Below are 25503 nucleotides of genomic sequence, written 5' to 3'. Positions count from 1 at the left end.
ATGCAAACACCGCCCTCTGGCAGATGTTTGCCAGTGGCATTTTATTTGAGATTCATTTGGCAAATAGTTGCCATCAGTTTCCTGATTTGAGGCACATTATAACCAAGATGATTTCCCACTATTTCAAAAGCTTCAGACATGATCCATTCAAAATGATTTTCGAATATTGGATTTATTTCTAACTTGCCAAAAGCGTTTCGTTTAGTTAACAGATCACATGAAACAAGCTCGTCAAACAACTCTAATGTGGATTTAAAAGCTTTTATGTAAACATCCATAATTTCCCTGTCAGTCCATTTAACAGCCAGTTTTTTTTCTGACATTAAATAATCCTGATCAAAGAAGATGTCCCAGCCCATATCGTCATTGCAATCATGCAAAATGATTTCATCATCATTCCTGCATTCAGCTAATTTCGTGTTTTCACTAATCGAACGATGCGAATGATAATAGAGCCATGATTTTAATTCCGCTCTAAATTCACATGCATCAAGTCCATGAGATAAACAAGTGTATTCAAATGATTTTGACATATACCACCGTGTTTCAGCTTCTAAAAGTGGATTCACTGTGATATTACCATTGTCATCTTTGAAGAATAACTTTCTCCTCAACACTAGTTCTTTAATGATTTCCAAAGACTCTTCCATAGCGGATAGAAAAACAACATACACATCCTCAGGGGTCCATTCTATTACCAGACCACCCAAATCTGGGTTATATTCTTCAACCGAATATAGATAATCTGTTTCTGCTGCAAAATTAATTGTATGCAAAATCTGATTTTTAAGTAATTTGGATTTTTCATAAAGGTGATTTTCACGCCTTTCAGAATCATAATTTATCTCAGAAATGTTACTTTCATCTGATTTAAAGTTTAATCCGGACGTGTATGCATCATTTAAATGCTCTTTGGGTGAATCAACTATTTGCGTTATTTCATCTTCATCTATATCGAATATAGAAAAAAAACTAAGTTGATTACTACTTATTGCAGTAGCCCTAAATTTTTGTTTCATGGGGACTCCAAAAGGAGAAATCCCATGAAGGGATTTCTCCCCTTTAGGGTGGGTTTAATGTCAGATCTGATTAAAGCTACTTTGTCCAAAACCTTTTAGAGGTTTAGGTATGTGAGCCAACTTACTTGTTGCTACCACTCTCATGTAGTCAAGAGGATGTTCTCTCCCTTCAATCATAATAGTATCGACAACAATATAACCGGAGACCATCAACTCATCACCCTGATTTATACCAGTGAAACAGGTTGAATACATTTCAGGCGACACCTTGATTTGAACTGAAAATTCTCTCTCAGTGATTTCACCATCAACTTCTGTCTTCATCCTATTTTTGAGCTTTATTAACAAACCTATACTCTGGTCAGTCATTTTTTTCTCCACAGCACTGATAACTATCCCGGACACTTTTACTTCATTGATATATTCAAGATATGACATTTTCCGCTCCTCGATTTGTTCAAAGAGAAGCCCCGTTAGGGTTCCCCCTTAACAGGATTAAATAAATTTATTAGTTACATACATGAACGTGCAGACTACCAAACAGGCAATTCCGGCAATATGTAACCAATTTCTTGTTGGTTTAGTTGGTGCAATCGCTAAAGAGTTCTCCAACTTCTCTGTTACAAGACGTCGATTCTCTGCTTTAGCCGCATCATCTAAATATTGAGTTTCACGCTTAGCGAGAGTCTCAATTTTCGATTTTATTGCATGGTCCCATCCTTTAGTTTCAAAAACGCTTAACTCACTAAAGGTGTGCGTCATGAGATCTTCTGGGAAACCCAGTTTTTTCATTAACGGACGAATGGTATCATACATTTTTTCTACATTTTCGTAGTGGGCCTTTACTGCGACATCAAAACGCTTACGTAAAGTTAATTTTTCACGTTTGCAAATGATGTCCGAAACCCAATTTATTAACTGCTCATTTTTGAGTTCACTGGCTTTTTCAAGTGAGTAATCCAGATTATCCACGTCAAGAAATGAATTTAATCCGTATTTTTCAAACTCCTCAACAAGATATTTATCCAGTTCAGTTAAGCTTTTAAAAAGTGGTACATCTGGGGAAGCTTTAAGAAGCTTATAAGCTCCTTCGAAATCAATTTTCTTGACCACGAGCTCCACAACATCCACATGATAATAGCTTGAATAAGCAGAAAGCTTTTCGGCCAACAAAGACACAGGCTTAAGAGACTTAAGTTCAATGATATTTGGGCCGTCCTCATTCAAAATAACAATCAGTTCATTATCACGTTCTGTATATTTCATCAGAACTTCTAAGAGCTGTTTGTTTAGCGCCTTATCCATCTCTGGAATAATTTCACTAAAGGTTTGATGAAGGGCTTTACTGCGAGCTTTATTTTTAGACATTTGGGGTCACCTATATATAGTAAGAAGGAAGAAACAAATTTTTGTTTCAACACGAAGGCAAAGCCTGTCATTCATCTCCCGTAAGCTATGAACCGCCTGATTTATACTATCTGGCATTAGAAGTACGCAACAAAAATAGCCCCAGGAGGAGCTAAATTAGTTACGGTTTGGTAAATTCAGATTGCCTTTTGCAGGCATGGGAAGTGCACCAGCGACAAAGGTGACATTTTGCCGGTGGTGTCTTACAGCTTGTTTAAGCTGGCCGCTTTTCACGGCTAAATCAACGCTTAACGCGAAAGTAACTTTAAGCAAAGTTACTCAAATTTGGGAGCTGATATTTAAGCTCATTGTTTTTATACTATAGCTTTAAGCATAAGTAAATGCCCATATCGAATTATTCTGTATAAAGTGGAGAAATTCGAATATTAGCTGCTTCTTTTATCTTTTCTTCACTGCATTCTCTTAAAAAGAAAGAAGGATCACCATACCACATTACAAAAAGTTGCTTTTCTGCACGCGTAAATCCAACATAAAGCAAACGTCTTTCTTCTTCTATTGCCTCCTCCCCAACTGATCTTTTACTTGGTATCTGATCCGCATTACAACTCATTATTATTACTTTATTCCACTCAAGACCCTTTGAACCATGCAAGGTTGATAGGACTACTTTCTCTGGGCTGTATTCCTCGTCCTTCTTCCTAGGGCCTAATGACATTGCAGCAGCACGATTTATCATATTCATCCAACCAGTCTTTTCTGCCCACTGTTTACAAGTGTCTAAAGCAATTTTTGTTAAGGTTGCTGTACCTTTATTACTCCTCATCTTGATTGACGACGATTCCATCCATTTCGTAAGGTTGGCGAAACGTTTTGCTATCTCAACTTTATCAGAACTTTCCTGGGTAAAGCGCACGAAGTTTGAATGTAATGTTTTTGTTTCGAGAGAACTGTCCTCCGGGATGGCAAGGTCGCCAAAAGTAACTTTTCTTCCTCTCATACTCAATGCCACTTCATCCAAAACTGATTCCTGTTCTCCAAACAATGCCAATACTCTCTTCATTAAGCGAGGATCATTTGATTGTCGGAAAAAGGCCATAAGGCTTAACACATCGCTTGTTTCTTTTTCATCCCAGAATGATTTACCTCCGTAACGAATTACTGGCTGTTCGATCAAACTTTCTAGCTCATCCAAGTGAGCATTATTGCGGCTTAGAATTGCCCATCCATGTGGATCCTGATTTATAAGGCTTAAAATACCCTGTATCTGTTCCTCCATATCTACATATGAACGAAAAGTGACCTTTCCCCCTCCCTTTTTTGCCGAGCGTAACTCTTTGGCATAACGGTAAACATTCTTTCCTATCAGTGCTCCGGCCACCTCTAAAATTTCAGGTTCACACCTAAAGCATGTGTTTAAGTAAAATATGTTAGGTCTGAAGTGTTTTTCAAACTGTTGAAATATTTTGACTCCTCCTGAGGATCTGAAGGAGTAGATGGCCTGATCATCGTCTCCAACTATACTCGTATAGACTCCAGCTCTTGTATGCAATGCTATCCATGAGAATTGTATAGAGTCAGTATCCTGAACTTCGTCTACTATCAAATGTGTCAAATCTAACGTGCGCATTTTTCCCGAATGCATTTGACCGACAACAAATTTTGAAAGAGCATTGAGGTCCGCCACATGGTCTTTCTGGCATAACGCCTGATAGGTATTAAACAAATGGATCTGTTGTCTGTTATGCCGAACTGAAATCACATCCGTATCCATTTCTCTGCCGATAGCATCAATAACGAATTCAGCTTCAGCAAACTTCATCGTTACACCGGATTCTTTCAAAGCCCGGTGAATGACAGATCTCTGTGCTGGCCCTATCAACATCTTTCCCGGCCAGCGAATCATGTCCAGTTGCTTCTTAACGAGTCCGTGAAAAGTATCCACCAGCACCCGGTCAAGATCCTTCTTGCTCAATCGCTTTTGTAACTTTGCTGCAAGTGCGTTTGTTGCAGCGCGAGTAAAGGTCACCATCCCGATTCTTGCATATGGATACTTTTTGAGAATCGATATAACCGCTTCTATCATGGTGAACGATTTGCCTGATCCAGGCGCTGCTATCACCATATTGTTTGCGCTAGCATTCTCGATAACAGGTCTTTGCTCTTCTGTTGGCTTACCCATTTCAACCTCATTACTTCGTTTTAATAATTATACATTTTTATAAAAGCGCTTTTCTTGTGTACTGCTGGTTCTACTGGAAATCACTTTTTTTCCTTTTTTATGCAATCAGGTTGTTTGTGAAACGCGTGACTATGGAATAATGGTTCCATCTCCAAAAGACATTACAAAAAGGGCTTTAAATGAAACTTTTACGTTTAGTATCTCTGGTCTCTTCTGTCGTCATTGGTTTTTCCCTATCGGGTTGTGCCGGTGACACCGGCACTACGCCAGGCACCGCTCTGAATGCGTACAGTCACGGCCAGTACTGGCATGCTAATGCAAATGATTCTGTCGCCAAGAATGCCTATTCGTTTGCTGGTTTCGACGTTAATTTTAAGGAGCAAGAGGTTACTCCTGGAGGGGATGCCGACAACTTTCTTTCTAAGTATCTCATCAATAGTTCGATGGGCTACGTAACAGGCGGTCTAAAAGGTTTTGGGATCATGAGCCTCAGCTCTTTGTACAGTTCTTCTGACGCCGAATACATCCAGGTCAATCAATACCTAGTGTTCGTCCCCAATCCAAAAAAATTGCCTTACAATGATGAAAGTTTGGTACGTGAGGGAGCTAAGTATGTTTTTGAGCATACAAAAGCAACTCAGGCCTCATTTGGATACAACCCTGAAAAACAGAAAGCAGCTCTGGCCACATGTAAAATTGATATGGCAGTCGTCAATAAATGGAGTACCTGTGATCTGCCCTCTAAGCCTGATGCTGATGTTTTCCCTACAGATTCAATGTACAGCTTTCAGGCGATTCGCCCCGCAACAGGAACCGAAATTCCTGAGCTAAACCTTCCCGCTGGTGATTACGCTGTAATTCGTTATGTGTTCATCCCATTTAAAGGAAACGAAACAAGCGCTGATTTTTCGGGTATCATTTTCCGTTCTGATAGCCCAAATACAACAACTCCAGGGGGTGTTGCAGCCTCCATCAACGGAAAAGATTATTACCTCTTTACCGGTGAATACGGTAAAAAAGGCTTCCCAGAAAAAACATTGAAAGCCAAGTAATTAAAAAAGGGGCCTAACGGCCCCTTCTTCAATATTTCGGCAACTGCTTGCCCGTAACCGGATCCAGCGTAGTTGAACCTACCTCACATATGGCCGGTCGAGGTAAATAGCTACAATCTACATTTTCCTCTTTTATAGCCTGAGCATTTTCTTGTCTGGCCTTTATCATATTTTCTTCACCGCCCATTGCTTCCTTGGTACGTTCTGATGGAAGTTGATAGTTCTCATTCTGGAATGGTAAGTTTTCCACAATTGATTCTTCGGAGAATTTTGAATATTGATCAGGAACTTCTCCTACCTGAACTGCATCATTAATCCACTCCGTCAGATCAATTTTATCGAAATCCAGTTGCTGTATTTGCTTTATTGATAGCCCCACGCAATTAGAGGCGACAGGGTCTATTCCTAATTGCGGATAAGCTTGTTGCATAATAACGCGTGACAACATGGAATTATAACAGCACATGTCTGTTGCTTTTTTAACGCATTTCTTTGTGAAACCAACATTCAGATATTTGACGCATCGTTCCGTATCTAATGTAAAACAGGATTTTTGATTCTTATGAATAGAAGCTTCCATCTCTTTCTGGTCGCATGCTACCAACATTTCTAAAAGCATTTTAGTGACCTGATAGGCTGTATAAATCCAACCGATCACGTTTAATGCAAGCATAAAGTTTTGAACCGCAGCCGAGAAGACAACCTCTCCTCCGGTAGTAGCAACGTTCTTAAAGACAAAGTCACGAACTGTATCTGGTAGCAATTCGTAGGCTTTCTTCATTGCCATCTGCTTAAGCTGACCTATACCGAAGCTGGACATTGTTTCCTGTGCCAACTGGCCAGCACCTCCTGCCCCTCCAGAAGTTGCGGAAGACCCAACTGCCCTGCTTAGATTACCAGCGACGTTTTCATATACGCTCGTTAAGGAGCTCGTGACGTTGTTCCACATTTGCCCTACTGTTTTACCAGCTGATGCAGTCCACTCTCCGACCGCATTAGACATAGAAGCCCATGTACCTGTATCACCGCCGGTCCATTTTATTAGCTGAGCATTAACTCTGGTCCAGTTTGTGTTTCTGATCATAGATCCGGCAAGCATGATACCTTCAAGTGCTCCTGCGGTTCCCTGTGGTGCTTCGCAGCAGTCCGTCTTTGCCAGGCCATTTACAAAGCCTACTGAACGACCACACCATTCAGGTTTTCCTTCAAAGACGGAACATGAATTGGCATCGTTAGGGTCTTCGCATTTGGCTTCGCCCTGCATGTACTGAACCATGTTTGAATAAGCCGCAACTTTTCCAAAATCGTTGTTCTCTTCCTTTGGCCCAGTTTCGCATGTTCCACCTGAACATGGGATCATGCCAACACAGGCATTTGTAGAAGATTCAACCTCCCGAACTACATCCTTCCCTCTGTCACAGGTGTATTTCTGTTCATACATGTAGCAACTGTTAGTGCCCTCATCGAACCAACCCTCTGCACATGTTTGTTTATCGAGTACACATGCTGCATCATTTTTATAAGCACTACATGCATCAGGCATACTCTTTATTTCTTCATAGTTGTAACAGAGGTCCTTTCCATTAGCGTCTTTCATAATTTTTCCACTAGCGTCATAAGAGCAAATTTTGTCTTTGGCCAATGGATCACAAAAGTAGCCTTCAAGGTTTGTCTTCCAGGTAAGAAATCCTTTATCACCTTCATACAGAGGCTTTGCCAATGAAAGCACGCTTTCCGGAAGCCGTTTTGTGCCAACATCCATATCTTTAAACCGATCGAAACGGCAGAATGTATTCGGAGCTTGTACAGCATCGTAACAACCAGCTGGTTCCTGGACGTGCTTATCTTCGAGCTTCATATTTTCAAAAGTCAGCTCAACCTCAAAATACCCTTCACCCTTCCCACCAACCCATACTCTGGATGCCATTGTCACTTCTCGATCAGGCTCCTCATACACCGATTTTCTGACCTTATCAGTCACATCGTAAACCTTGTCGAGTTTCCACGATTTTTTTAACTCCCAAGATCCCTTAGGAGCCGGATAGTCACTTTCTCGATATGCACCATCTATGTGAGCAAAAATCTGCGTGCCATCAAGTGTTACCCGCATGTGGTCATCCCACTCCGCGTTAACAATCTTTGCTGAGGCCAATTTTGCATCCGGATGGAATTTTAATGTCAGTTCGTTATCATATACCCCGTCACTCCAGTAGTTGTCATCACGGCGACCAAACCATATACGCACACAATTATCGCCGCACATCGACATGTCTCCGTTTCCGCCTGAAATGTAAACAGGGACTGAAAAATCACGGGTTATCGTGCAGCTGCTGAAGTTATCTTGCTTAGGCGAGTTACAGTAGAACTCTTTGTAATCAGGATAGTGTGTGGTTACTGTTTTTTTAGAGGTCTCAACATTACAGTTCTGAAGCCAGTTTCCAGTACCAGCAACAGCATTTGTTATCTCATTTCTCCCCGCAGTAAACATGGGATCGTTAGGCTTTATAGATGATGCCGGGTTGTCCTTGTTAGCATTTACGAGGGTGCGGTAGGCAACGCCATCATAACTTTGAGCATCAAATAACTGGCTTTTCCGATTCTTTATATCGTTTACAAAGCCATCCTCATCCCCATAACGATCTGCGGCATTGAACTTAATATCGCTGTGCTTTTGCTCTGAGCTGAAAATCTCTCCGGTATTTGTTTTGGTTCCAGGAGTAGTATTGGGATTACTGCTTATACCAATGTTGCCATTAGCATCCCGAGAGAGCAGCTTTGCCCCTTCCTTGGTATAGTTTGAATTGATTGTCCCTCCAGACATACTCGGCAGTTGTACGGCGCTACCAATGGACTTTCCATCGGATGCGGCATTTTTCATGACACTTTCATTTGAGTTCCCTGCCCCATACTTTCCGAGATTAAGATTAGCGGATTCGGCTTTACCCACGTATTTCTCGGTGATCTTCCCACTGACATTCTCGCCTGAATCCGCATTCTTGTACTTCTCAACAATGTCCTGAGCACTGGTTGTCGCATTGCGATTTGCGTTAGGATTAGCAAGATTAAAGTTACTTTCGAGCTGGTCAAATATAGCGTCTGCCGCATAAATACGAGGAGTCATTACCATATTTATGAGAGAGATATAAAAAGCCCAACTCATAGTATTGGCAATCATTGATGCAATAATAGTTGAAGCTATCGTTTTTCTAAGTTTCATTATTTTTACCCTTAGAAATCAAGCGCCTGGTATATATCTGACGCAACAGTCATTGTAACGCCACAACATATAGACATAATTATCATTGCCTATTTTTTTGCGCCCACCTTTAAGGGTTGACCAGTCATGTACCGAATCACCAAGACGATGACAGCAATCCGGCCCTTTCGCCTCAGGAGTTGGGAAAAGCATTGAAAGCCGATACTGGGAACGAGGTGTAAAGTATTCCCACGTTTTCTCACACATTGCGTCTGCTCCCATCGTTCGCATCAGCATTCCCTGGCGATGTAGTTTAGTCAGAAGACGCTGGGTTATCAGTGAACTCGTCCTTACAGCGTCATCATTTGCGTAAATGTGGCCGGTTAATGGATAAAGGTTGCCATCGCATCCGGCACAAAAGTATGCAGCGAGATTATCCTTTCCTGCTGTTACTGCTACACAGTCAGCAGCGCACACCATTGAGGCAATTGGGTTTGCAAAAACTACTGCCTCTGGATTCAGGACGAGTGTAAGCAGATCACTTTCCCACATAGGGTCCACTTCGCTTATATAGGTCAGGCTGGCATCTATATAGGGTTCAGCAGTGCACTCGCCAATAATCAGTAATTTGAGCATTGTCATGATTGGGAACTCCCAAAGATGAACATCGTAAAATCCGGCTTCAGTTGCTGTCATTGGCTGATTTGTGTTGCTTTTACCAATATCAAACTGCGATTTTTGAAGCATCGTGCCTTCAAGAAAGGGGCTGCACCAGGGGCTCTTTACAACTTCAACAATCTTCACCGGCTGAAAGAAGCTCAATTGCCAACCTATTTCCGGTACGCCGTTCTGATCTGTGCAGTAGCAACCCGGACGTGAAGGAGCAGCGCCTTCTGGAGCTGCCCCTATGCCCATTATCCTCATGGGAAAAATGCAGCTCCAACAGATATTCTTAATCAAGCCCTGCCACACTCCAGCTGACTGACACATAGCCCCAGGGACTCCAGCATCTGCTGCCATAGCCATACCCGGTATAGAAAGCGAAAGCATAACTGCTACAATGAACTCTAAAAGTAACTTTTTGAATTTTTTCACCATCATGCTCACTTGGATGTAATAAATGTTGCAACACTTTCGATATAGTCGACGGCTTTGGTAAAATAACTTCTCATCTGGTCCGGATAATTTAGCGTCAGCCATGTTGCAAAGAGAGCGCCTATAATAAATCCGAGTTTCATCTTATTTTTCCTCTGAAAGATTTGGGGCTCCGATACCACGGACTTCTGCCTCGCTAAACAGGGTGATCCGGAATTTATCTTGGTCAGTAGTTATAAGCGCAGGTGTGTTTTTAATCTGAAAGCGTGAGATGATCTGTTCGTTAACTTTAAACACCTTACCGTTAAATTTTTCACGTAAATCATTTAGGTGATCCCATCCATTATCTTTTTGGATACGGGTAAACATTGGCATTACTTTTCCACTACCCAGACGTTGTCGATACTGCTGCTCAGCCCATACCAGCTGGCCCGGATTGAGTGGATCGAAAATTATCATCGTCAGGTTTTGAGGAAATCTCGAAAGTGGATTAATCAACTCACCGGCGGAAGCTATTACACGGCCCTGCTTATCTTTTACGTCCTGAGTGACCCTCACTGTAGGGTCAATTAAAAATTCTTTGTGTTCCTGGGCAGGAGGGAGGTCGACCATCCATTGATTTTTCCATGTGTCAGAAACGGCCCTTTTTTTTGCACCTTCCCAGGGCTTTGTTGAATAAATCGAACTTTTGCTGAGTTGAAGGATCAGATCACGTATCTTCCCGACAACGCAGACCGTTCCGTGGCAAAGCAAAAGTTCAAAATCACCAACTGGCCCACCTACAATAAAGCCCTCATCAACCGTGGCTCCATAACTTTCTGGCTGGATGATGAAGCTATTCAGGCCTGGTATGAGTCAGCAACACCTTCTTCACGAGGCAGACCTCAGCGCTATTCTGACCTTGCCATCACGACTGTGCTGGTCATTAAACGCGTATTCAGGCTGACCCTGCGCGCTGCGCAGGGCTTTATTGATTCCATTTTTTCTCTGATGAACGTTCCGCTACGCTGCCCGGATTACAGCTGTGTCAGCAGGCGGGCAAAGTCGGTTAACGTCAGTTTCAAAACGCCCACCCGGGGTGAAATCGCACACCTGGTAATTGATTCCACCGGGCTGAAGGTCTTCGGTGAAGGCGAGTGGAAAGTCAAAAAGCATGGCCAGGAACGCCGCCGTATCTGGCGTAAGCTGCATCTCGCCGTTGACAGTAAAACACATGAAATCATCTGCGCTGACCTGTCGCTGAACAATGTGACGGACTCAGAAGCCTTCCCGGGTCTTATCCGGCAGACTCACAGAAAAATCAGGGCAGCATCGGCAGACGGCGCTTACGACACCCGGCTCTGTCACGATGAACTGCGGCGTAAGAAAATCAGCGCGCTTATCCCTCCCCGAAAAGGTGCGGGTTACTGGCCCGGTGAATATGCAGACCGTAACCGTGCAGTGGCTAATCAGCGAATGACCGGGAGTAATGCGCGGTGGAAATGGACAACAGATTACAACCGTCGCTCGATAGCGGAAACGGCGATGTACCGGGTAAAACAGCTGTTCGGGGGTTCACTGACGCTGCGTGACTACGATGGTCAGGTTGCGGAGGCTATGGCCCTGGTACGAGCGCTGAACAAAATGACGAAAGCAGGTATGCCTGAAAGCGTGCGTATTGCCTGAAAACACAACCCGCTACGGGGGAGACTTACCCGAAATCTGATTTATTCAACAAAGCCCCTTCCCAGTCATATTTTTGTGCACGTTCTTCCAGTTCTTTAATGATGCTCTTTTCTTCAACGGGATAAGTGGTACCAGCAACCGGGAAAATATCCTGATCGGGTTTTTTAGCAAGTTCTCGCTGAAAAAACTCAACGTTGAAGGAGCCTACCATTTTTGCAAAACGAGCTTGCTCCCTAGAAATAATTGTCGGTACTTGAGTTACTTGATACTGACTGAAGCTATCAGGATCAATTGTAATCAAAGGAGATTCAAATTTTCCTTTGACAATCATTTGGTTTATTGCTGCCTGTGTCTCTGGTAGCCGAGTAGTTCCTTTCTTTAGACCATTGAAAACTACACGAGCTTTATGCTCTGAGGCCGTACGTAGAAGGTCTTCCAGTACATAATCCGGCAAGCTAAATGAAGCAAAGATCGTTATTCCATTTTCAGTTGATAGTGCTTCTTCACGTGTGCTATCCATTTTTCTTTCGAAGTCAGCAGCTGTGATGCCCGAGGAACCAAACAATTTTTCGATATTTTTAGATTGTCCTCGCATGACTTCCGGCTTATTTTCCGCAGCTTTCAGAGCCGCTTCATTAAGGCTGGCGTTTTCTTGAATTTCATCACGTCTTCTAATTATATCGTTGACAGCTTCAGAGTTATTACTTTGGGCCCTGATAGCCTGGGTATGGTCTATAACTGCTTGAACACTATCCGCATTCATACCGGGGACGTAACCACGGTTTATTTGCTTGCTCAGGTCCTGGTTTTTTTGGAGTGCTTCAGCTTGCGCTATGTACTTCTGCACATCTGGTGATTTTAGCGTAGCATCAAGGCTAAGAGCCCCATCTGGCTGCTGTGCACCTTTAGCCTGTGCCCCAAGCCCTTTTGCTTGCTGAGCGATTAGGTCAGCATCATGTTGATACTCAGTGCTTGCATTTGTATTACTTAAAACTGCACATAACGCAAGTCCAGGAAGTATTGGTAAATATTTTTTATTTACATTAAAAGATCGCATATGTTTTCCCAATTACTGAATTCAGCTTTACTGTTCCCCAAAAACGGGAATCCCATGAGTGATCGGTTTGCCCAATTAGGAAAACTTCGCCTTCAGGAATTATCAATTCTTTTTCAATCAAAATGGACGGAATATTGTATTTCTTCGAAATACGACGTGCATTAGCTTCAAAAAATTTGTCCCCGTTATAAACCCCATCCATTGTTACTTTAAGTTTGTCACCGCCCACACCGGCAACAATTTTTATGACTCGTTCATTTTCTGGGATAAAACGTACCGATTTCGGCATGTTAAATGCTATGAGTTCACCAGTTTTAATACTTTTATCCGAATGATCAATCATATAAAAATCAGCAGGCAGGCACCCATTCAATAAACCGTATCCAAATGTATAACGGGTGAAAAAGACACACATAACGAGAATCAGCAATAAAATATTAAGGGGGACATACCAATCCAGTATAAGCAGCCCTCTCTTTTTAGGTATGTAGTCGCTCATATTTTTCTCACTGGCACTGAAGAATATTTTTACTAGGCAGATGCACCTCTATCCAAGTAACTATTATCCATGTTTTTCAACGCTCGGAAGTCTGCAAACTAACCTAATATTCACCTATAAGAATGTTAATTCCTCAGCATGTATACGCAGCTTTGTTAGCGGCCATGAAAGATGCCTTTGGAGCAAAGTTACTTTCCGACATTAATTTTTCAAAGGTCCAATTATTGGGTATAAAAAAGCCGGGACATAATGTCCCGGCTTTATATTTAAAAATTAACTACTCACTGCTTGGTATTGATACAGTGTTTTCAGACTTACTTGCCTCTTCAGCCGGTCCGAAAACTGTCACGTGCTGTGTTGCAAAGTCTCCACTATCATCATAAGCAATTACTTTTATGTCCTGCTTACCACGGTTAAGGTTTTTAGAAAGTGTAGCCGTACTACCGAAAACGTTCCTTAATTCGCCGTTGATGAACCATTCATATCTAACCATTTTTCCATCAGTATCATCACATTTATTGGTAAAGCTCCAGCTTAGGTTGGTTTCCGTGTAGCTCAATGTACAATTAGGCACTGCGTTTTTAACGACATCAAACTCAACAGATGCTGAACCTCTCTGTCCAAGTTTACTAACAACATCAATTGTAATCTCGTATTTCTTTTCTTTTAAACCCGAGATCAGTTGAGCCCAATAATTTTTGCCGCTGGGTATTACTTCACCGTTCACCTTGTATGTGACCGTATCTATCGAGTCCGCCGAATGAAATAGCTTGATGTTTGACCTTAAGGTTACATCGAGTGGAGCTCTCATATATTTGTTAGAGAACTTGGGTGTCATCTCAACGTTCATTGGCGTTTGTTCATCGACAACAAAGGTATTTTCGATACGCTGTTCATTGTTTCGGTTATCTTTGAAAACAACCATCAATGTATATTTGCCAGGATTTTCAATTGTAAATTCTTTGGTGTCACCTTCATCTTTAGTGATTACCAGATTCTCTTTGTCGTAGATCCATTCACGGGAATAAGTAACACCAGGATAGTCTCCATCCTTAATACCGCTCAACGCAACGCGTAGGGTGGTCGGTGCCATGTCGTATTTAAGTTTGGAGCTTATTTTCATCTCGGGAAATTTATAAACCCACGATTTGACAGAAACTCTACGGGTAGAAACCGTATTCTCCTTATTGTCCGCTAACCATGCACTGTATTCAAAAGCAGCATATCCCTGTTTATCCAACATTTGCTCAGTAAGGGTAACAGACAGTGAAGAGCCCTTAAATGTCTGGCCATCCGGTGTTTTCCATTCTTCAACTACGTTATTACCATTCTGGTACTTACTGTTAGGGTTCGTGAACTTACCTTCCAAAGTAACTTTTTGACCAACCTCTACCTTTGAAACCCCCGTTACCGAGACAGAAAGGCGCTTGGGTTTTGCGGCTGCCAACCGAGCAGACGTTTCCTTCCATGAAGACTCCTCTGCCAGTTCATCGGAATCAAGGTAACGCATCCGGGCATAAATCGTAGACGGTAGGGTATCAGCTGAAGCCACAGTGTAAGTTGTATCTCCCTGCACCCAGTTGACTTTATCCTCTGACCAGAGAACCTCAGCGGTGCCTGCTGGTATAGGTTCATCGTTATCAAGCAGGGTTACAGGTATATCTGAGCCCTGAAGAATGTCTGTAACATCTATACTGAGCTTAGGCTGCTTGTAGGTAACTACCGTTAAGGCATCTGTGTAGGAAATCTTGGATGTGAATTTATTAGTCATTTTTGCCCTATAAAGCCACTTTCCTACTTCTGTCTTTTTGATACTTACACTTCTCTTTCCGGTCATGTCGGAAAGCATGGTCCAGGTTTGACCATTATCAGAGGACTGCTGCCATTCGGTGGGGGCGAGTGCATCAGAGTTAGCCGTACTGGCAGATTTGAAGCTTACCAGAGTACTAAGTGGGATCCTTCCGATAATAAGGCTTTTCGACAGGTTACCCTCCAGTTCCTCACCTTTATAGATTCGAATGCCTACAGCACTGGTCTCACGTTTCATTTCAAAATCAGAGAATGGCGATCTGACCTTAGCCACACCAACCAGACGCATATTACCCAGATCCATATTTTCAATTTTAATCTTGGTTTCGACAATGCCCGCATCATTGACCGGCAATGCTTCAGTCAGCGCAGTTCTTTCGTATGTAGTTTTATAACGGCCTGTTTCTGGATCTTTGCCGTATACACTTTTTTGAGAGTATATCGTGACGTCCCATTCTCCCATTGTTTTACGGTCAAATGCACTTTTACGTGTGGAGTTGTTATAACGCCCCACTGTTACCTTTAAGGGCACTTCAAGAGATGTGGCTGTTTTTTTGTCATCCACTTCCATCGATGCTCGAATATTGAAATCAGGCACCGTATATACGTTGAGGGTGTCTGTAGTTCTTAATTCTGGATCCTTTGAGTATTCTACAGCTATGTCAAAGACGTTCTTTGTCCACAATGGTGCAGCAGCAACCTTGACCCTTTGTACAAAGGTCGTTGCATCGTTGTTTGAGGAACGATTTTTAAATGACGTTTTGACAGCCTCAGAGCCGTTTTGAGAGACGATCATCGTAACGTCAGCTGGTACCACCTTCGCTAATATTCGAGCGGCCTCCCCCCCGGTCGTATAAGCCAGAGCAGTGTTCGGATTGATGCCTGCTATGACTTTATTCTTTTTGTAAGAGATGATCGGGTTGTATGGTAATTGTGTGGTCAGAGTACGGCGATTCCTTGCGGAAACCGCTTTAGAGCCCTTCCCGTTAATCATATAGACTTGATAGTCGAGCAGATTCTCACCTGTTTTATTAAAGAATCCAGTTAGACCCGGGGTACGTCCTTTAAAATAGAACTCCAACCCATCAGGGACATTGTTCCACTGAGGGTAGCATGCTGTAACATCTGATTTTTCCCCATACCAGGCGAGGTAAGCATTCGCATTTTCCTCTGTGGTAAACAGAGTGCATTTATCACCAGCTGTTTGACTAAGCAGGTCCGTATACTGACGTACGCGCGAGTAAAGAGTTACGTTTTTTTCCAGATTCTTAAGAGTGAATCCAGTAGGTTGATAAGTGAACACGGTACTGAAATTTACGTTTTTTCCATAAAGGTTTTCAGCCACCACAGTAATCTCGTGATCCGAATTAACTGCTAAATCGTCTCCAACCGGCAGGTAGTAAATACCTTTATAATTTGTAGGTGTTAACGAAACTACTTTGTTGTCTATTGTTACTGATTTTATGTCAGCAACCCCAGCCTGCCCCTGGAAAGCTGCAACGATAATCTCGTTCAGGAAGTATACGGGTGCTCGTTTAGTTAATACCTGCCCATCTTTGAGAACCATAAGCGTTGGGTTATCAGACAGCATCAGTTTGCTTTCAGGCTCAGTGTACGTAGAAGAGTTTTTGCTCGTATTTTCTACTGTAAAAGTCGCTGCGTAGGACCCGTTTATAAGATCCGTTAAGTCAAAGATATAGAGGTACTCATCACCGACTTTTTGAGGTCCACTTACCGGCTGTAAAGTTCTACGTAAAGGGGTTGCCCAGGACTGTTTGAAATCAATCTCAGTGCCATCATCTAAAGTCACTTTAGTCGTCGGCTTAAACACGCCATCCGGAGTCATAGTGAGCGACATAGCTGTTGGGAGCCACCATTCACCTTCTGTTTCTTGCTGGGGTACCTTAACGGCCACAGCAACGGTTTTGGCTCCGGTATAGATGTCCTGGCCACCTACTTTGATTGTTTTAGCCTCATCGGTAAAATTCCAAAGTGTATGGTCTACTACAGGAGGCCGATAATCCCAGTTAACAACAAGCTTTTTGGATTCAGGAGGTGCGAAATAATTATTCTTAGAGTTTGCTGTAATTGTGATATCACGTGAACCCAAAAGTTCATCTGTATCACTGGCCTTAATGCTTCCAACTTCAATGGTACAGGAAGTTCCGCCAATAGGTACTTCACAGGCGGAGCCTGAACCTATTGAGATGTATTGAATATAATTGCGGGGTTCAACAGAAACAGCGATATCTTTGATCGCTTCATCCTTTAAATACGATTTGAAAGAAAAGCCGTCATAGACTAATCCGTTCAGGGATGATTTAAGACCGGTGATAGTTGGTTTTACCGGTGCCACACTTTTGATTGAATATTCACCTTTTACTATTTCAACTTTTTTCCGTTCAGAACCAGAGAAGTAAGAAATCTTGTAAGGTAGTTTTAAATCACCGGTGGTGTTGGGAACGCCTGAAAGAGTGAAGCCGTTAGAAGTTAATCCCAAGGTATTGGGTAACCACTCAAAAAAACAAACGAGGTTATCAACAGAGGAAGTCGCTCGATCATCAACCGTTACATTACAGGCTGTGCCTGCACCTGAGGCAGTGATAGTGTTAGAATTAACGTATGCAACAAAGTCGCCCGGCCCCGGGTCAAAGGATACGGCTGGCAAATCAGCCTGTAGCTTTCCTGAAATCATAATCGCTTCAGCATAGACCGCTTTAATCGGAGCAATTAAAGAAAACAACAGGGCTAAACCTAAACCTGATTTTCTCATGACGAATACCTGTTTTTCTGAGCAAAATTAAACTCACTTTACGATGAAAAACAGAAATATCCGTTCGTATAACATTTAAAAAAACCTGTATTTTTCCGTATATTCCGTATGTTAATGCGCTATTTTGAATTCTTGGCTTCAGATAAGCGAAGCGCGGTAATTATAGACTCGGAGCTTACCCAGGGCGTTTTTTGAGCAAGATATCCAAGTATGTAGAGGCCAATTTTAACGCAATCCATTTGTGAGACGGGGACCATGTGCATGAAGGGTTTTAAGCCATCTTTATCGACTGGAACTATCCCTGCGGATAACAACAAACCGCCCCTCTCGTTTGGGGTAACGCTTATATTTTTGTATACGACGTGGCCATGATGTGAGGTTTTCCTCTTATCAATCTTTAAAGTATGCATGATTCTAAGAAATACAGATGCCATCTGCATAACTTCATTCGTCGACAATTTTAGAAGTACAGAACGGTTTGAGCCCCAGTCATAATCTTTTTTTGCGTTCCTTGGAGCGACGTGCAATGTAAGATAATAATTATCAATCTCATTTGAAAAAGGTGAAGGTTTTGATGAGCTAACATCTTCATTGTTCATCTCAATGACAAGGGCTGCATCCTGACCAAATGCTTTAACATTATGGTTTTTAAGAGCGAAGTCTGAAGTTGCCATATAAAAAGTCACTTTTGATAAAACCACATACCGCCTAATGATTCATCATCGGCAAGATGCTTGAAATTTGATAGTGTAAATCCTGTTTTGGTTTCAGAAATCACCAGGCTGTAAGATGCCGTATGTACAAGGCGAGAATTGTTTAGATCAAGATCATCACAAAAACCAGGGCTTTTGACGGGGTCAGCCTTTTCAACAAAAGTTACTTTTGAAGCGATGCCGTTGATCACGATTTTCTCGTTATCAGCAATTTTAATGTTTAAAGAAGGCGAGCTTTTATCACATGGCAGGAAGAGTGATGTCTTTTTAAATGTGTTTCCAGTGAAGTCCAAAAGGTCAGGTTTAACCGGAACATTGTTTAGGATTTTATAAACTCCAGCAAATGCACATAACACAACAAAACCAGATAAAACATATCTAATCTTAGACTTCATCCCCCAGTTCCTCTCCTAAAAGTTTTAACGCGCTTACGCACATAAGCCTCAACTGATACAGTAAGTTATCAGCGGTTATTCCACCAACGAAGGTAACTGTACGTCGTATTGATGCTCCGCCAGGCTCGCACTGGATATGGCCAATACCAGAATCACGGAGGAAGTCATTTTCTGCACTTACAAGGTCTGACTCTACAGGTGGAATGATAACTTCAATGAGTATTGTATCAACTGGGGCCCACTCCCAATCGAACTTAAGAGAGGAAATTGGGGATATAGAAACAAGAAGCTCATCAATATTAAAAATTACGGGTTTTATTCCCATAACCTCAGACTGAATGAAGTGGCTTTCTACCATAACTACCGGAAACTCTGAAATAGTCAGAACTCCGATTAACTGGTCTCGGCGTAAACCATGTATTAGTGAGTTGCGAGATAGCATTCGATCAGCCTTTATTATAATAATCAATCATTTGGGACAAGGACAAAAGGGATTACAGAAACGAAGATTCTACATGAACATCGTTGTCAGTGACCTTAGGTCCATCGGGTATAAGGGTATCAAAAAATCCTTACATAACCATTAAACCACAAAGACTTTTTACGTAAAATAATAATTAAGTACCAGATTTATTAAGATAATTCTTAGGTTTTTTACAAATTTAGGAAAAATCCGCACTTCCTGTAACAGCATCCAAATTAACCTAAAATACCGTTTCATTAACAGTAATTTTACAGATTCAGCTGAAGCCTGAGTTTATTATAACAAAAAAAAGGCCAGCAAGTATGCTGGCTTTCCTGGTAAGACAAGTTGAACTCAGAAGTCGATTGTACTGTCTCTCACCTATCTTGCCAAAGTCGCTAGTCGCTTGTTTGCCTTAGCTTTAGATTTTATGCTTATGGAGGCGGTTTGATTTTCATCCGATACTTTTTCTAGCACTGGCACCACAGAGGAAATGGACTTTTCTTTTGAAATTTTGGATGCACCTGGGCTTTGTTGAATAAATCAGATTTCGGGTAAGTCTCCCCCGTAGCGGGTTGTGTTTTCAGGCAATACGCACGCTTTCAGGCATACCTGCTTTCGTCATTTTGTTCAGCGCTCGTACCAGGGCCATAGCCTCCGCAACCTGACCATCGTAGTCACGCAGCGTCAGTGAACCCCCGAACAGCTGTTTTACCCGGTACATCGCCGTTTCCGCTATCGAGCGACGGTTGTAATCTGTTGTCCATTTCCACCGCGCATTACTCCCGGTCATTCGCTGATTAGCCACTGCACGGTTACGGTCTGCATATTCACCGGGCCAGTAACCCGCACCTTTTCGGGGAGGGATAAGCGCGCTGATTTTCTTACGCCGCAGTTCATCGTGACAGAGCCGGGTGTCGTAAGCGCCGTCTGCCGATGCTGCCCTGATTTTTCTGTGAGTCTGCCGGATAAGACCCGGGAAGGCTTCTGAGTCCGTCACATTGTTCAGCGACAGGTCAGCGCAGATGATTTCATGTGTTTTACTGTCAACGGCGAGATGCAGCTTACGCCAGATACGGCGGCGTTCCTGGCCATGCTTTTTGACTTTCCACTCGCCTTCACCGAAGACCTTCAGCCCGGTGGAATCAATTACCAGGTGTGCGATTTCACCCCGGGTGGGCGTTTTGAAACTGACGTTAACCGACTTTGCCCGCCTGCTGACACAGCTGTAATCCGGGCAGCGTAGCGGAACGTTCATCAGAGAAAAAATGGAATCAATAAAGCCCTGCGCAGCGCGCAGGGTCAGCCTGAATACGCGTTTAATGACCAGCACAGTCGTGATGGCAAGGTCAGAATAGCGCTGAGGTCTGCCTCGTGAAGAAGGTGTTGCTGACTCATACCAGGCCTGAATAGCTTCATCATCCAGCCAGAAAGTTATGGAGCCACGGTTGATGAGGGCTTTATTGTAGGTGGGCCAGTTGGTGATTTTGAACTTTTGCTTTGCCACGGAACGGTCTGCGTTGTCGGGAAGATGCGTGATCTGATCCTTCAACTCAGCAAAAGTTCGATTTATTCAACAAAGCCATGCACCTGAAGAAAGTGGGCTTTCAGATGGTATAGAGGTATCGCTTCCCTCATTTTCAATCTTCACACCAAAGCAGGCATGTTCCTTTTGTACAAGGAAGGTTTCTTTTACAGAAACAGAATCCTGCTTTGAATTATCTAATTGTAGAGGTGTTAAATACTCCTTAAACTTTTGATCTAAGACATTCTCTAGCAATACATTAATAGGAGGCTTAGGTTCAGTATCTATAGTATTTCCATCATTCAGAAACCTATTAAGATCTGCAAGTGTTAATCTTTCGTTTAAACCATTTATAAAATTTGCCAAGTCAGGAAATAAATTATTTAATACCAACCCGGTACTAATAGCCGACCTAATTAAATCCAGTTGGTCACCCCTATGACAAAGTTCTGTTTTTTTCAAGAAACTATAAACATAGGGTGCTTTTCTTTCGGATATCCAGAAAGACCGGATCTGAATCCGGTCGTTATCTGCCTTATTTGAGATAGGGTATTTAGCCATGTTCTAGCTCATTATTCTGAATAAATAGTATCAGCAATTGCCAAAGATAATGCGAACTGCGGATTGTCTACCATGATAACTTTAGCCGTTTCAAAATGTTTACGAATAGCTGTTTCGATGAGATATGAACCTCCCCCAACAAGGAAAACATTATGAGGCCTCTCTTCGACTTGTGTAACCGCTCTGATTACTTTACTTTGCAACTTCTGTACCGCAGAGTTTACCGCATCAAAAACACCGTCACGCTTGTCCTCTGCAACCTTCAAAGCTGATTTATCATGACGATTATCAACAAGATGATGAATGTAAGCATTACTCGTATTCAGTTTCTCAGATTCAAGATACCTGCTGATCTCATCGTAAACAATAGAACAACCAATACGGTCAAAACCTTTTACTTTCGAAATCTGTTCTAATTGCCCAGTAATACTTGCAACATCAAGAGTAGTACCACCAAGATCAATTACCAAACTTGATTCAAATGAAGCAATATCCTCAATTTCATCTGCCCGGGTCACAGCTGGTAAAGATTCAGGGAAAACAGTCACAGACAAAACGTTAAAAGAATAGCGTTTACCGTCAAGATAACGCTCTACTGGTTTCATCAGATTATCTTTTTTTCTCTGAATATTTTCAATATTCGTTTCCCCTAAAGCAGTATAGAACTGGCTAAGTGGTAAAGTAACAAAGAGGTGAACATCCTGAGGAACTAAACCAGAAGCATGAAGTGCATGGTGAACATTTAACCGGCTAATTTCATCGTATTGGTGAGATACATCAGTCGATTCCAGTGAGTTACTAGATTCGCTGTGATGCGAAAACCTTTCCAGCCCATCAATAAGATAGTTAAAAGGATTGAGACCCTCATGGCGAACACGGAAATCTGGAACAAAACTATTTTGTGTAAGCAAGGGAACTAATTCGTTTCTTTCATTAAGACAAACCAGTTTTGCAGCTTTACTTCCATCATCGACAACGATTTTTAAAGCTTCAGTGATATCCTGCACTGATGGTGAAACAGGACTTTCAGATTTTAATAGTTCAGCCATAAAAACTCTCTTTTATTAATAGGACCATATTAGATATTAACTTTATACATTAATGGTGACCTATTATCAACATTAACACTATTAAAAAAATACGTAAGTCTATGTTATTTCAGCATCCTTCCATTTTAAATACCTTACCGTTAAATTTCCTGTATTCATGTATTAACCATGTTTATAAAGGAGCCAATTATAATCAGAAAGTTACTTTGCATCCTAAGTATGAACTGTTTGAGAGCCAGGACTGGGGCCTTTACCTGTAAGTAACAAAGGTCCTTAGGCTTAGAATCCAAAATGACGCCTTTTTGTAAAAAAATCATAGTTCGAAATACCGTATCATCGATGTAAACATACGTAGAGGAATTTATGGCAGCTGAGCACGTCCAAACTATAGACCTTACAAACTTCTCCGGAAGGATTTTCTTTCTGGCAGATCCTCATGGACATTACTCTGCGCTGTGCAACTTGATCCAATCAGTTACAAAGCCAGAAGAAGAGATAGTAATTTTCTCTACTGGAAATTTGTTTGACTATGGGCCGGAACCCATAGAATTGATGAAGGCGATAAACAGTGGCTTTTTCGATGGACGTTTTGTGAGGCATTTCTCAGCTGCCGGAGCCGGAGAAGAAATGTTAAAAAAATTGTTACCATTAAACAAAGACCGGAGAACATTTTACCCCAGCACATACCTCAATGAGAGATGGTGTGTAATGGGCGGAAAGTGGCATAAAGCTGTGAATCGTTACTATTTAGAGGAAGAGGTAAAAAAACTTCTTAATACCCAGCTTGGTACGATGATGCAGATTTTACTAAAAGGCGATATAAAAATTGGGGTTTGCCCTTCTGATTACGCCCCTATCCGCACATCATTCACTGATACTTATAATGCGCTTCAAGCATTCAACTATGCCAATGTGAATATTTTTCAGAGCCAGTTTCTATTCGGTATGGACCATGCCGTAATACCAATGATGATAAATGACGTCAACCTTATGGTCCTAGGTAGGAATCCTGTAAACAGCATTCGAAAAGCCCATGGTCGTACTCAAAACAATCTTCCAGTACTGATCGGTAATTGTTTGCATATAAATACTGGATCACTCTATATGTCAAAATTAGAAGACCAGGTAATAGTTGCTCCGGGTATACCGCAAACTGACTCACCAGCACTTACATTAGTAGAAATAATCATGAAGAACAATCCAGTTTTATTGTGTCATCAGCTAATACAAACAACAAACAAGTTTTATTCACTTAAAACCTATCCTTTAGAACTCGATTCGATTGAAAACAACATTGAGGTAACAAGATGAAGATAAATTGGAAGATTATCTCAATTTCAACATTACTTTTGCATCTTCACGCAGCAGCTGCACCACATCAAGAGAAAGAGCATAGAAAAGATGCTTTTTCTTCTGCCGCACAGAAAAGTGATTCACTTATATCTGCTAAAGCGGAGCTTATAAACGGAAGGTGGTTTATAAATGGTAAATATAGGCCTGTTCTAAAGACCAGCATGACCAAAACCAATTTCTTAGAAATCATGAATGTTTCAAATAAAGAATCACTTTTTATTGTGATACCAAAACTTGAGTATAATATCATTGCCAAAAATAAAATCTTACTAAATGAAAAAATTGCATTAAGCGAAGGCACATCCGGAAAAAGCATTGTTTGGGTCGAGCCAAAATCAAGTCTAACTATATCGTTTATAAATGACCTTGCTAATACGCCCCTTCAGGCTATCGTTTCGATCACAAGAAACAACAAAGATATAATTGCCATCTTTGGACCGGATCAGGGTAAAGGGTTTACTCTTCCCGGAAATACGTCTAATGATCAAGTGTCCGTTCCTGACTATTCTGACCTAAATATAAAAAAACTTAACATACCTCAAAGTGTTGGTAATCCAGTAACCATCAATCCTAAAGAGAAGAATTACCTCTTAGTTGGACAAGGAAAATATGAAATCTTATCTCTTCCTAAATATCAACATTTAGTATTTTCTGAACCCGTTTATATTGAGAAAAGAAAAAATATCCTCGGTGGTTATGGTTATTGGACGAAAGAAACAATTCTCTACCCCGGTGAATCATTATCTTTTATAACGAGCGCCAAAAACAATCTAAGGAAGCGGGATGATTAAAGTTATCACACTTTTATTGTTTGCATTACTGACTGGTTGTCAGTCAGTAGAAAGTAAAATCGAAGAACTCCCGACAGTTGGTTTTGACCCTATTCTATACAATAAAAGTGAGGCCTTTACTGACGGAAAAGTTACTTTACGTGTCGAAAGTTCAGGAACTGATGTTTGGCTTGTCGCCAAGAATGGAACCAGAAGTTTTATTGAGCTTTCAGGCCTAACGCTAGGTGGTAGTCGTTGTGCTTACAATGCCCGTAGTAAGCAACTTTTGCCCCCAGGCAGCGTAAGCACATTCGTAGTTCCTACGGTTGGAATGCTTGGACTTTGCTTCAACAATGAAGATCAACTTATGTTTATTAACCGTGCTTTTAGCAGAATCTCTCCCAAAGCAAAAGGAAAAGATTCGCTTTCGCTTTTATTTTCTGTTAGTTACGATTTTCCCGGAAAAGCGGACCTAATTACTAACCACGATTTTCAAGAGTTATATCTTTTATTTTTGAATGAGGATAATCTATGAAACAAACATTAATTGTTATTTTAATATGTTTTTGTCACACGGCTTTAGCATATCCATACCGTATCTATACTGTCCCGGAAGGGGCATTAGTAAAAAACATACTAACTAATGAATATCTAGGAAAAACCCCTGTGGTTGTGGACGTGAGCAATACCGAAGCTGGTTCTACTTTTGGGATTTCATTATTTAGACATGAAAATGTTGCTATAAAGATTTTTACAGTAATGCCTTCAGCAGAAAATAATTTTGCTGTTTCTGGACCTGACGTTGCAACTATGTCATTGCCGGGAAAAGCACCTTTAAACGTAGTAAATGATGGGAATGGCGCTTCTGTTCATATAGAACTAAGACCTTATATGTCTGAACCTGCGCACACCCCATATTAATATAACAAGAAATTAAAAATATAAATCATATGAACTGCATC

General features: G+C 41.6%; 22 protein-coding genes. 6 read left to right on the top strand and 16 right to left on the bottom strand.

Features of this window, described 5'->3' with window-relative positions:
- Window positions 1-41 precede the first annotated feature (41 nt).
- The 4 genes from JQN59_RS24240 to trhI all read right to left on the bottom strand — a co-directional run bounded on the left by JQN59_RS24240 (window position 42) and on the right by trhI (window position 4566).
- Window positions 42-1019, bottom strand: coding sequence for a hypothetical protein (locus tag JQN59_RS24240; RefSeq protein WP_000810361.1), 978 nt, complete (start codon window positions 1017-1019; stop codon window positions 42-44).
- Between the two features lie 60 nt (window positions 1020-1079).
- Complete coding sequence (locus tag JQN59_RS24235) at window positions 1080-1457, bottom strand: hypothetical protein (protein WP_000120822.1); 378 nt, start codon at window positions 1455-1457, stop codon at window positions 1080-1082.
- Window positions 1458-1514: 57 nt separating this feature from the next.
- Window positions 1515-2387 carry a hypothetical protein gene (locus tag JQN59_RS24230; RefSeq protein ID WP_000041927.1) on the bottom strand — a complete coding sequence of 291 codons (873 nt, stop codon included), beginning with the start codon at window positions 2385-2387 and terminating at the stop codon, window positions 1515-1517.
- A 394-nt stretch (window positions 2388-2781) separates the two neighbouring features.
- Window positions 2782-4566 carry an IncHI-type conjugal transfer helicase TrhI gene (trhI, locus tag JQN59_RS24225; protein WP_000517885.1) on the bottom strand — a complete coding sequence of 595 codons (1785 nt, stop codon included), beginning with the start codon at window positions 4564-4566 and terminating at the stop codon, window positions 2782-2784.
- 179 nt (window positions 4567-4745) lie between these two features.
- On the opposite strand from trhI, the gene JQN59_RS24220 reads away from it, so the two are divergent.
- Window positions 4746-5618: a hypothetical protein gene (locus JQN59_RS24220; protein ID WP_000771834.1), complete on the top strand. Its 873-nt coding sequence runs from the start codon at window positions 4746-4748 to the stop codon at window positions 5616-5618.
- 28 nt (window positions 5619-5646) lie between these two features.
- Here JQN59_RS24220 and trhN read toward each other — a convergent pair whose 3' ends face one another.
- The 3 genes from trhN to JQN59_RS24205 all read right to left on the bottom strand — a co-directional run bounded on the left by trhN (window position 5647) and on the right by JQN59_RS24205 (window position 10521).
- Complete coding sequence (gene trhN / locus JQN59_RS24215) at window positions 5647-8835, bottom strand: IncHI-type conjugal transfer protein TrhN (protein ID WP_000776701.1); 3189 nt, start codon at window positions 8833-8835, stop codon at window positions 5647-5649.
- 18 nt (window positions 8836-8853) lie between these two features.
- A complete protein-coding gene (gene trhU / locus JQN59_RS24210) occupies window positions 8854-9909 on the bottom strand; it encodes an IncHI-type conjugal transfer protein TrhU (RefSeq protein WP_181231580.1) in 1056 nt (351 codons plus the stop codon).
- A gap of 144 nt (window positions 9910-10053) precedes the next feature.
- Window positions 10054-10521, bottom strand: coding sequence for a hypothetical protein (locus tag JQN59_RS24205; protein WP_276182536.1), 468 nt, complete (start codon window positions 10519-10521; stop codon window positions 10054-10056).
- A gap of 84 nt (window positions 10522-10605) precedes the next feature.
- Here JQN59_RS24205 and JQN59_RS24200 point away from each other — a divergent pair, with 84 nt between their 5' ends.
- The gene (locus JQN59_RS24200; protein WP_013815099.1) at window positions 10606-11574 is read left to right on the top strand and encodes an IS5-like element IS903B family transposase; all 969 of its coding nucleotides are present in this window, start codon (window positions 10606-10608) and stop codon (window positions 11572-11574) included.
- A gap of 25 nt (window positions 11575-11599) precedes the next feature.
- Here the strand turns inward: JQN59_RS24200 and JQN59_RS24195 are convergent, their stop codons facing one another.
- The 9 genes from JQN59_RS24195 to parM form a co-directional block, all read right to left on the bottom strand.
- Window positions 11600-12631, bottom strand: coding sequence for a TrbC family F-type conjugative pilus assembly protein (locus tag JQN59_RS24195; RefSeq protein WP_326929026.1), 1032 nt, complete (start codon window positions 12629-12631; stop codon window positions 11600-11602).
- Window positions 12618-13130 carry an IncHI-type conjugal transfer protein TrhF gene (gene trhF / locus JQN59_RS24190; RefSeq protein ID WP_001286760.1) on the bottom strand — a complete coding sequence of 171 codons (513 nt, stop codon included), beginning with the start codon at window positions 13128-13130 and terminating at the stop codon, window positions 12618-12620. The genes JQN59_RS24195 and trhF overlap by 14 nt, the downstream gene beginning before the upstream one ends.
- 277 nt (window positions 13131-13407) lie before the next feature.
- A complete protein-coding gene (gene rsp, locus JQN59_RS24185) occupies window positions 13408-17712 on the bottom strand; it encodes an IncHI-type conjugal transfer protein RSP (RefSeq protein WP_204528226.1) in 4305 nt (1434 codons plus the stop codon).
- Window positions 17713-17831: 119 nt separating this feature from the next.
- Window positions 17832-18386 carry a plasmid transfer protein gene (locus JQN59_RS24180; RefSeq protein ID WP_000235773.1) on the bottom strand — a complete coding sequence of 185 codons (555 nt, stop codon included), beginning with the start codon at window positions 18384-18386 and terminating at the stop codon, window positions 17832-17834.
- Window positions 18387-18394: 8 nt separating this feature from the next.
- On the bottom strand, window positions 18395-18820 hold the full coding sequence (locus JQN59_RS24175) for a hypothetical protein (protein WP_000836981.1): 426 nt from the start codon (window positions 18818-18820) through the stop codon (window positions 18395-18397).
- The gene (hdtA, locus tag JQN59_RS24170) at window positions 18810-19262 is read right to left on the bottom strand and encodes a H transfer determinant A (RefSeq protein WP_000952689.1); all 453 of its coding nucleotides are present in this window, start codon (window positions 19260-19262) and stop codon (window positions 18810-18812) included. Before hdtA ends, JQN59_RS24175 begins: the two co-directional genes overlap by 11 nt.
- Before the next feature lie 604 nt (window positions 19263-19866).
- Window positions 19867-20835: an IS5-like element IS903B family transposase gene (locus tag JQN59_RS24165; protein WP_004099053.1), complete on the bottom strand. Its 969-nt coding sequence runs from the start codon at window positions 20833-20835 to the stop codon at window positions 19867-19869.
- A 21-nt stretch (window positions 20836-20856) separates the two neighbouring features.
- On the bottom strand, window positions 20857-21369 hold the full coding sequence (locus tag JQN59_RS24160) for a hypothetical protein (RefSeq protein ID WP_001151875.1): 513 nt from the start codon (window positions 21367-21369) through the stop codon (window positions 20857-20859).
- An 11-nt stretch (window positions 21370-21380) separates the two neighbouring features.
- Complete coding sequence (gene parM, locus JQN59_RS24155; RefSeq protein ID WP_000818954.1) at window positions 21381-22418, bottom strand: plasmid segregation protein ParM domain-containing protein; 1038 nt, start codon at window positions 22416-22418, stop codon at window positions 21381-21383.
- A gap of 363 nt (window positions 22419-22781) precedes the next feature.
- Here parM and JQN59_RS24150 point away from each other — a divergent pair, with 363 nt between their 5' ends.
- The 4 genes from JQN59_RS24150 to JQN59_RS24135 are packed head-to-tail and all read left to right on the top strand — an operon-like array spanning window position 22782 to window position 25462.
- Window positions 22782-23729 (top strand): metallophosphoesterase, encoded by a 948-nt coding sequence (locus JQN59_RS24150; protein ID WP_000718595.1) that lies wholly within the window; start codon window positions 22782-22784, stop codon window positions 23727-23729.
- Window positions 23726-24562, top strand: a complete 837-nt coding sequence (locus JQN59_RS24145; RefSeq protein WP_000700976.1) for a hypothetical protein — start codon at window positions 23726-23728, stop codon at window positions 24560-24562. The genes JQN59_RS24150 and JQN59_RS24145 overlap by 4 nt, the downstream gene beginning before the upstream one ends.
- The gene (locus JQN59_RS24140) at window positions 24555-25076 is read left to right on the top strand and encodes a hypothetical protein (protein WP_000598517.1); all 522 of its coding nucleotides are present in this window, start codon (window positions 24555-24557) and stop codon (window positions 25074-25076) included. Before JQN59_RS24145 ends, JQN59_RS24140 begins: the two co-directional genes overlap by 8 nt.
- Window positions 25073-25462: a hypothetical protein gene (locus tag JQN59_RS24135; protein ID WP_000815011.1), complete on the top strand. Its 390-nt coding sequence runs from the start codon at window positions 25073-25075 to the stop codon at window positions 25460-25462. The genes JQN59_RS24140 and JQN59_RS24135 overlap by 4 nt, the downstream gene beginning before the upstream one ends.
- Window positions 25463-25503 lie beyond the last annotated feature (41 nt).

It is taken from the genome of Citrobacter sp. B72 (assembly GCF_016894305.1).
GTDB lineage: Bacteria > Pseudomonadota > Gammaproteobacteria > Enterobacterales > Enterobacteriaceae > Citrobacter > Citrobacter portucalensis.
This window is presented reverse-complemented; position numbering and strand designations above follow the sequence as displayed.

Bases quoted from the DNA above. Each gene is read 5' to 3' on its own strand.
- JQN59_RS24240 (WP_000810361.1), bottom strand. From the start codon at position 1,019: ATGAAACAAAAATTTAGGGCTACTGCAATAAGTAGTAATCAACTTAGT.
- JQN59_RS24235 (WP_000120822.1), bottom strand. From the start codon at position 1,457: ATGTCATATCTTGAATATATCAATGAAGTAAAAGTGTCCGGGATAGTT.
- JQN59_RS24230 (WP_000041927.1), bottom strand. From the start codon at position 2,387: ATGTCTAAAAATAAAGCTCGCAGTAAAGCCCTTCATCAAACCTTTAGT.
- trhI (WP_000517885.1), bottom strand. From the start codon at position 4,566: ATGGGTAAGCCAACAGAAGAGCAAAGACCTGTTATCGAGAATGCTAGC.
- JQN59_RS24220 (WP_000771834.1), top strand. From the start codon at position 4,746: ATGAAACTTTTACGTTTAGTATCTCTGGTCTCTTCTGTCGTCATTGGT.
- trhN (WP_000776701.1), bottom strand. From the start codon at position 8,835: ATGAAACTTAGAAAAACGATAGCTTCAACTATTATTGCATCAATGATT.
- JQN59_RS24205 (WP_276182536.1), bottom strand. From the start codon at position 10,521: ATGGTCGACCTCCCTCCTGCCCAGGAACACAAAGAATTTTTAATTGAC.
- JQN59_RS24195 (WP_326929026.1), bottom strand. From the start codon at position 12,631: ATGCGATCTTTTAATGTAAATAAAAAATATTTACCAATACTTCCTGGA.
- trhF (WP_001286760.1), bottom strand. From the start codon at position 13,130: ATGAGCGACTACATACCTAAAAAGAGAGGGCTGCTTATACTGGATTGG.
- rsp (WP_204528226.1), bottom strand. From the start codon at position 17,712: ATGAGAAAATCAGGTTTAGGTTTAGCCCTGTTGTTTTCTTTAATTGCT.
- JQN59_RS24180 (WP_000235773.1), bottom strand. From the start codon at position 18,386: ATGGCAACTTCAGACTTCGCTCTTAAAAACCATAATGTTAAAGCATTT.
- JQN59_RS24175 (WP_000836981.1), bottom strand. From the start codon at position 18,820: ATGAAGTCTAAGATTAGATATGTTTTATCTGGTTTTGTTGTGTTATGT.
- hdtA (WP_000952689.1), bottom strand. From the start codon at position 19,262: ATGCTATCTCGCAACTCACTAATACATGGTTTACGCCGAGACCAGTTA.
- JQN59_RS24160 (WP_001151875.1), bottom strand. From the start codon at position 21,369: ATGGCTAAATACCCTATCTCAAATAAGGCAGATAACGACCGGATTCAG.
- parM (WP_000818954.1), bottom strand. From the start codon at position 22,418: ATGGCTGAACTATTAAAATCTGAAAGTCCTGTTTCACCATCAGTGCAG.
- JQN59_RS24150 (WP_000718595.1), top strand. From the start codon at position 22,782: ATGGCAGCTGAGCACGTCCAAACTATAGACCTTACAAACTTCTCCGGA.
- JQN59_RS24145 (WP_000700976.1), top strand. From the start codon at position 23,726: ATGAAGATAAATTGGAAGATTATCTCAATTTCAACATTACTTTTGCAT.
- JQN59_RS24140 (WP_000598517.1), top strand. From the start codon at position 24,555: ATGATTAAAGTTATCACACTTTTATTGTTTGCATTACTGACTGGTTGT.
- JQN59_RS24135 (WP_000815011.1), top strand. From the start codon at position 25,073: ATGAAACAAACATTAATTGTTATTTTAATATGTTTTTGTCACACGGCT.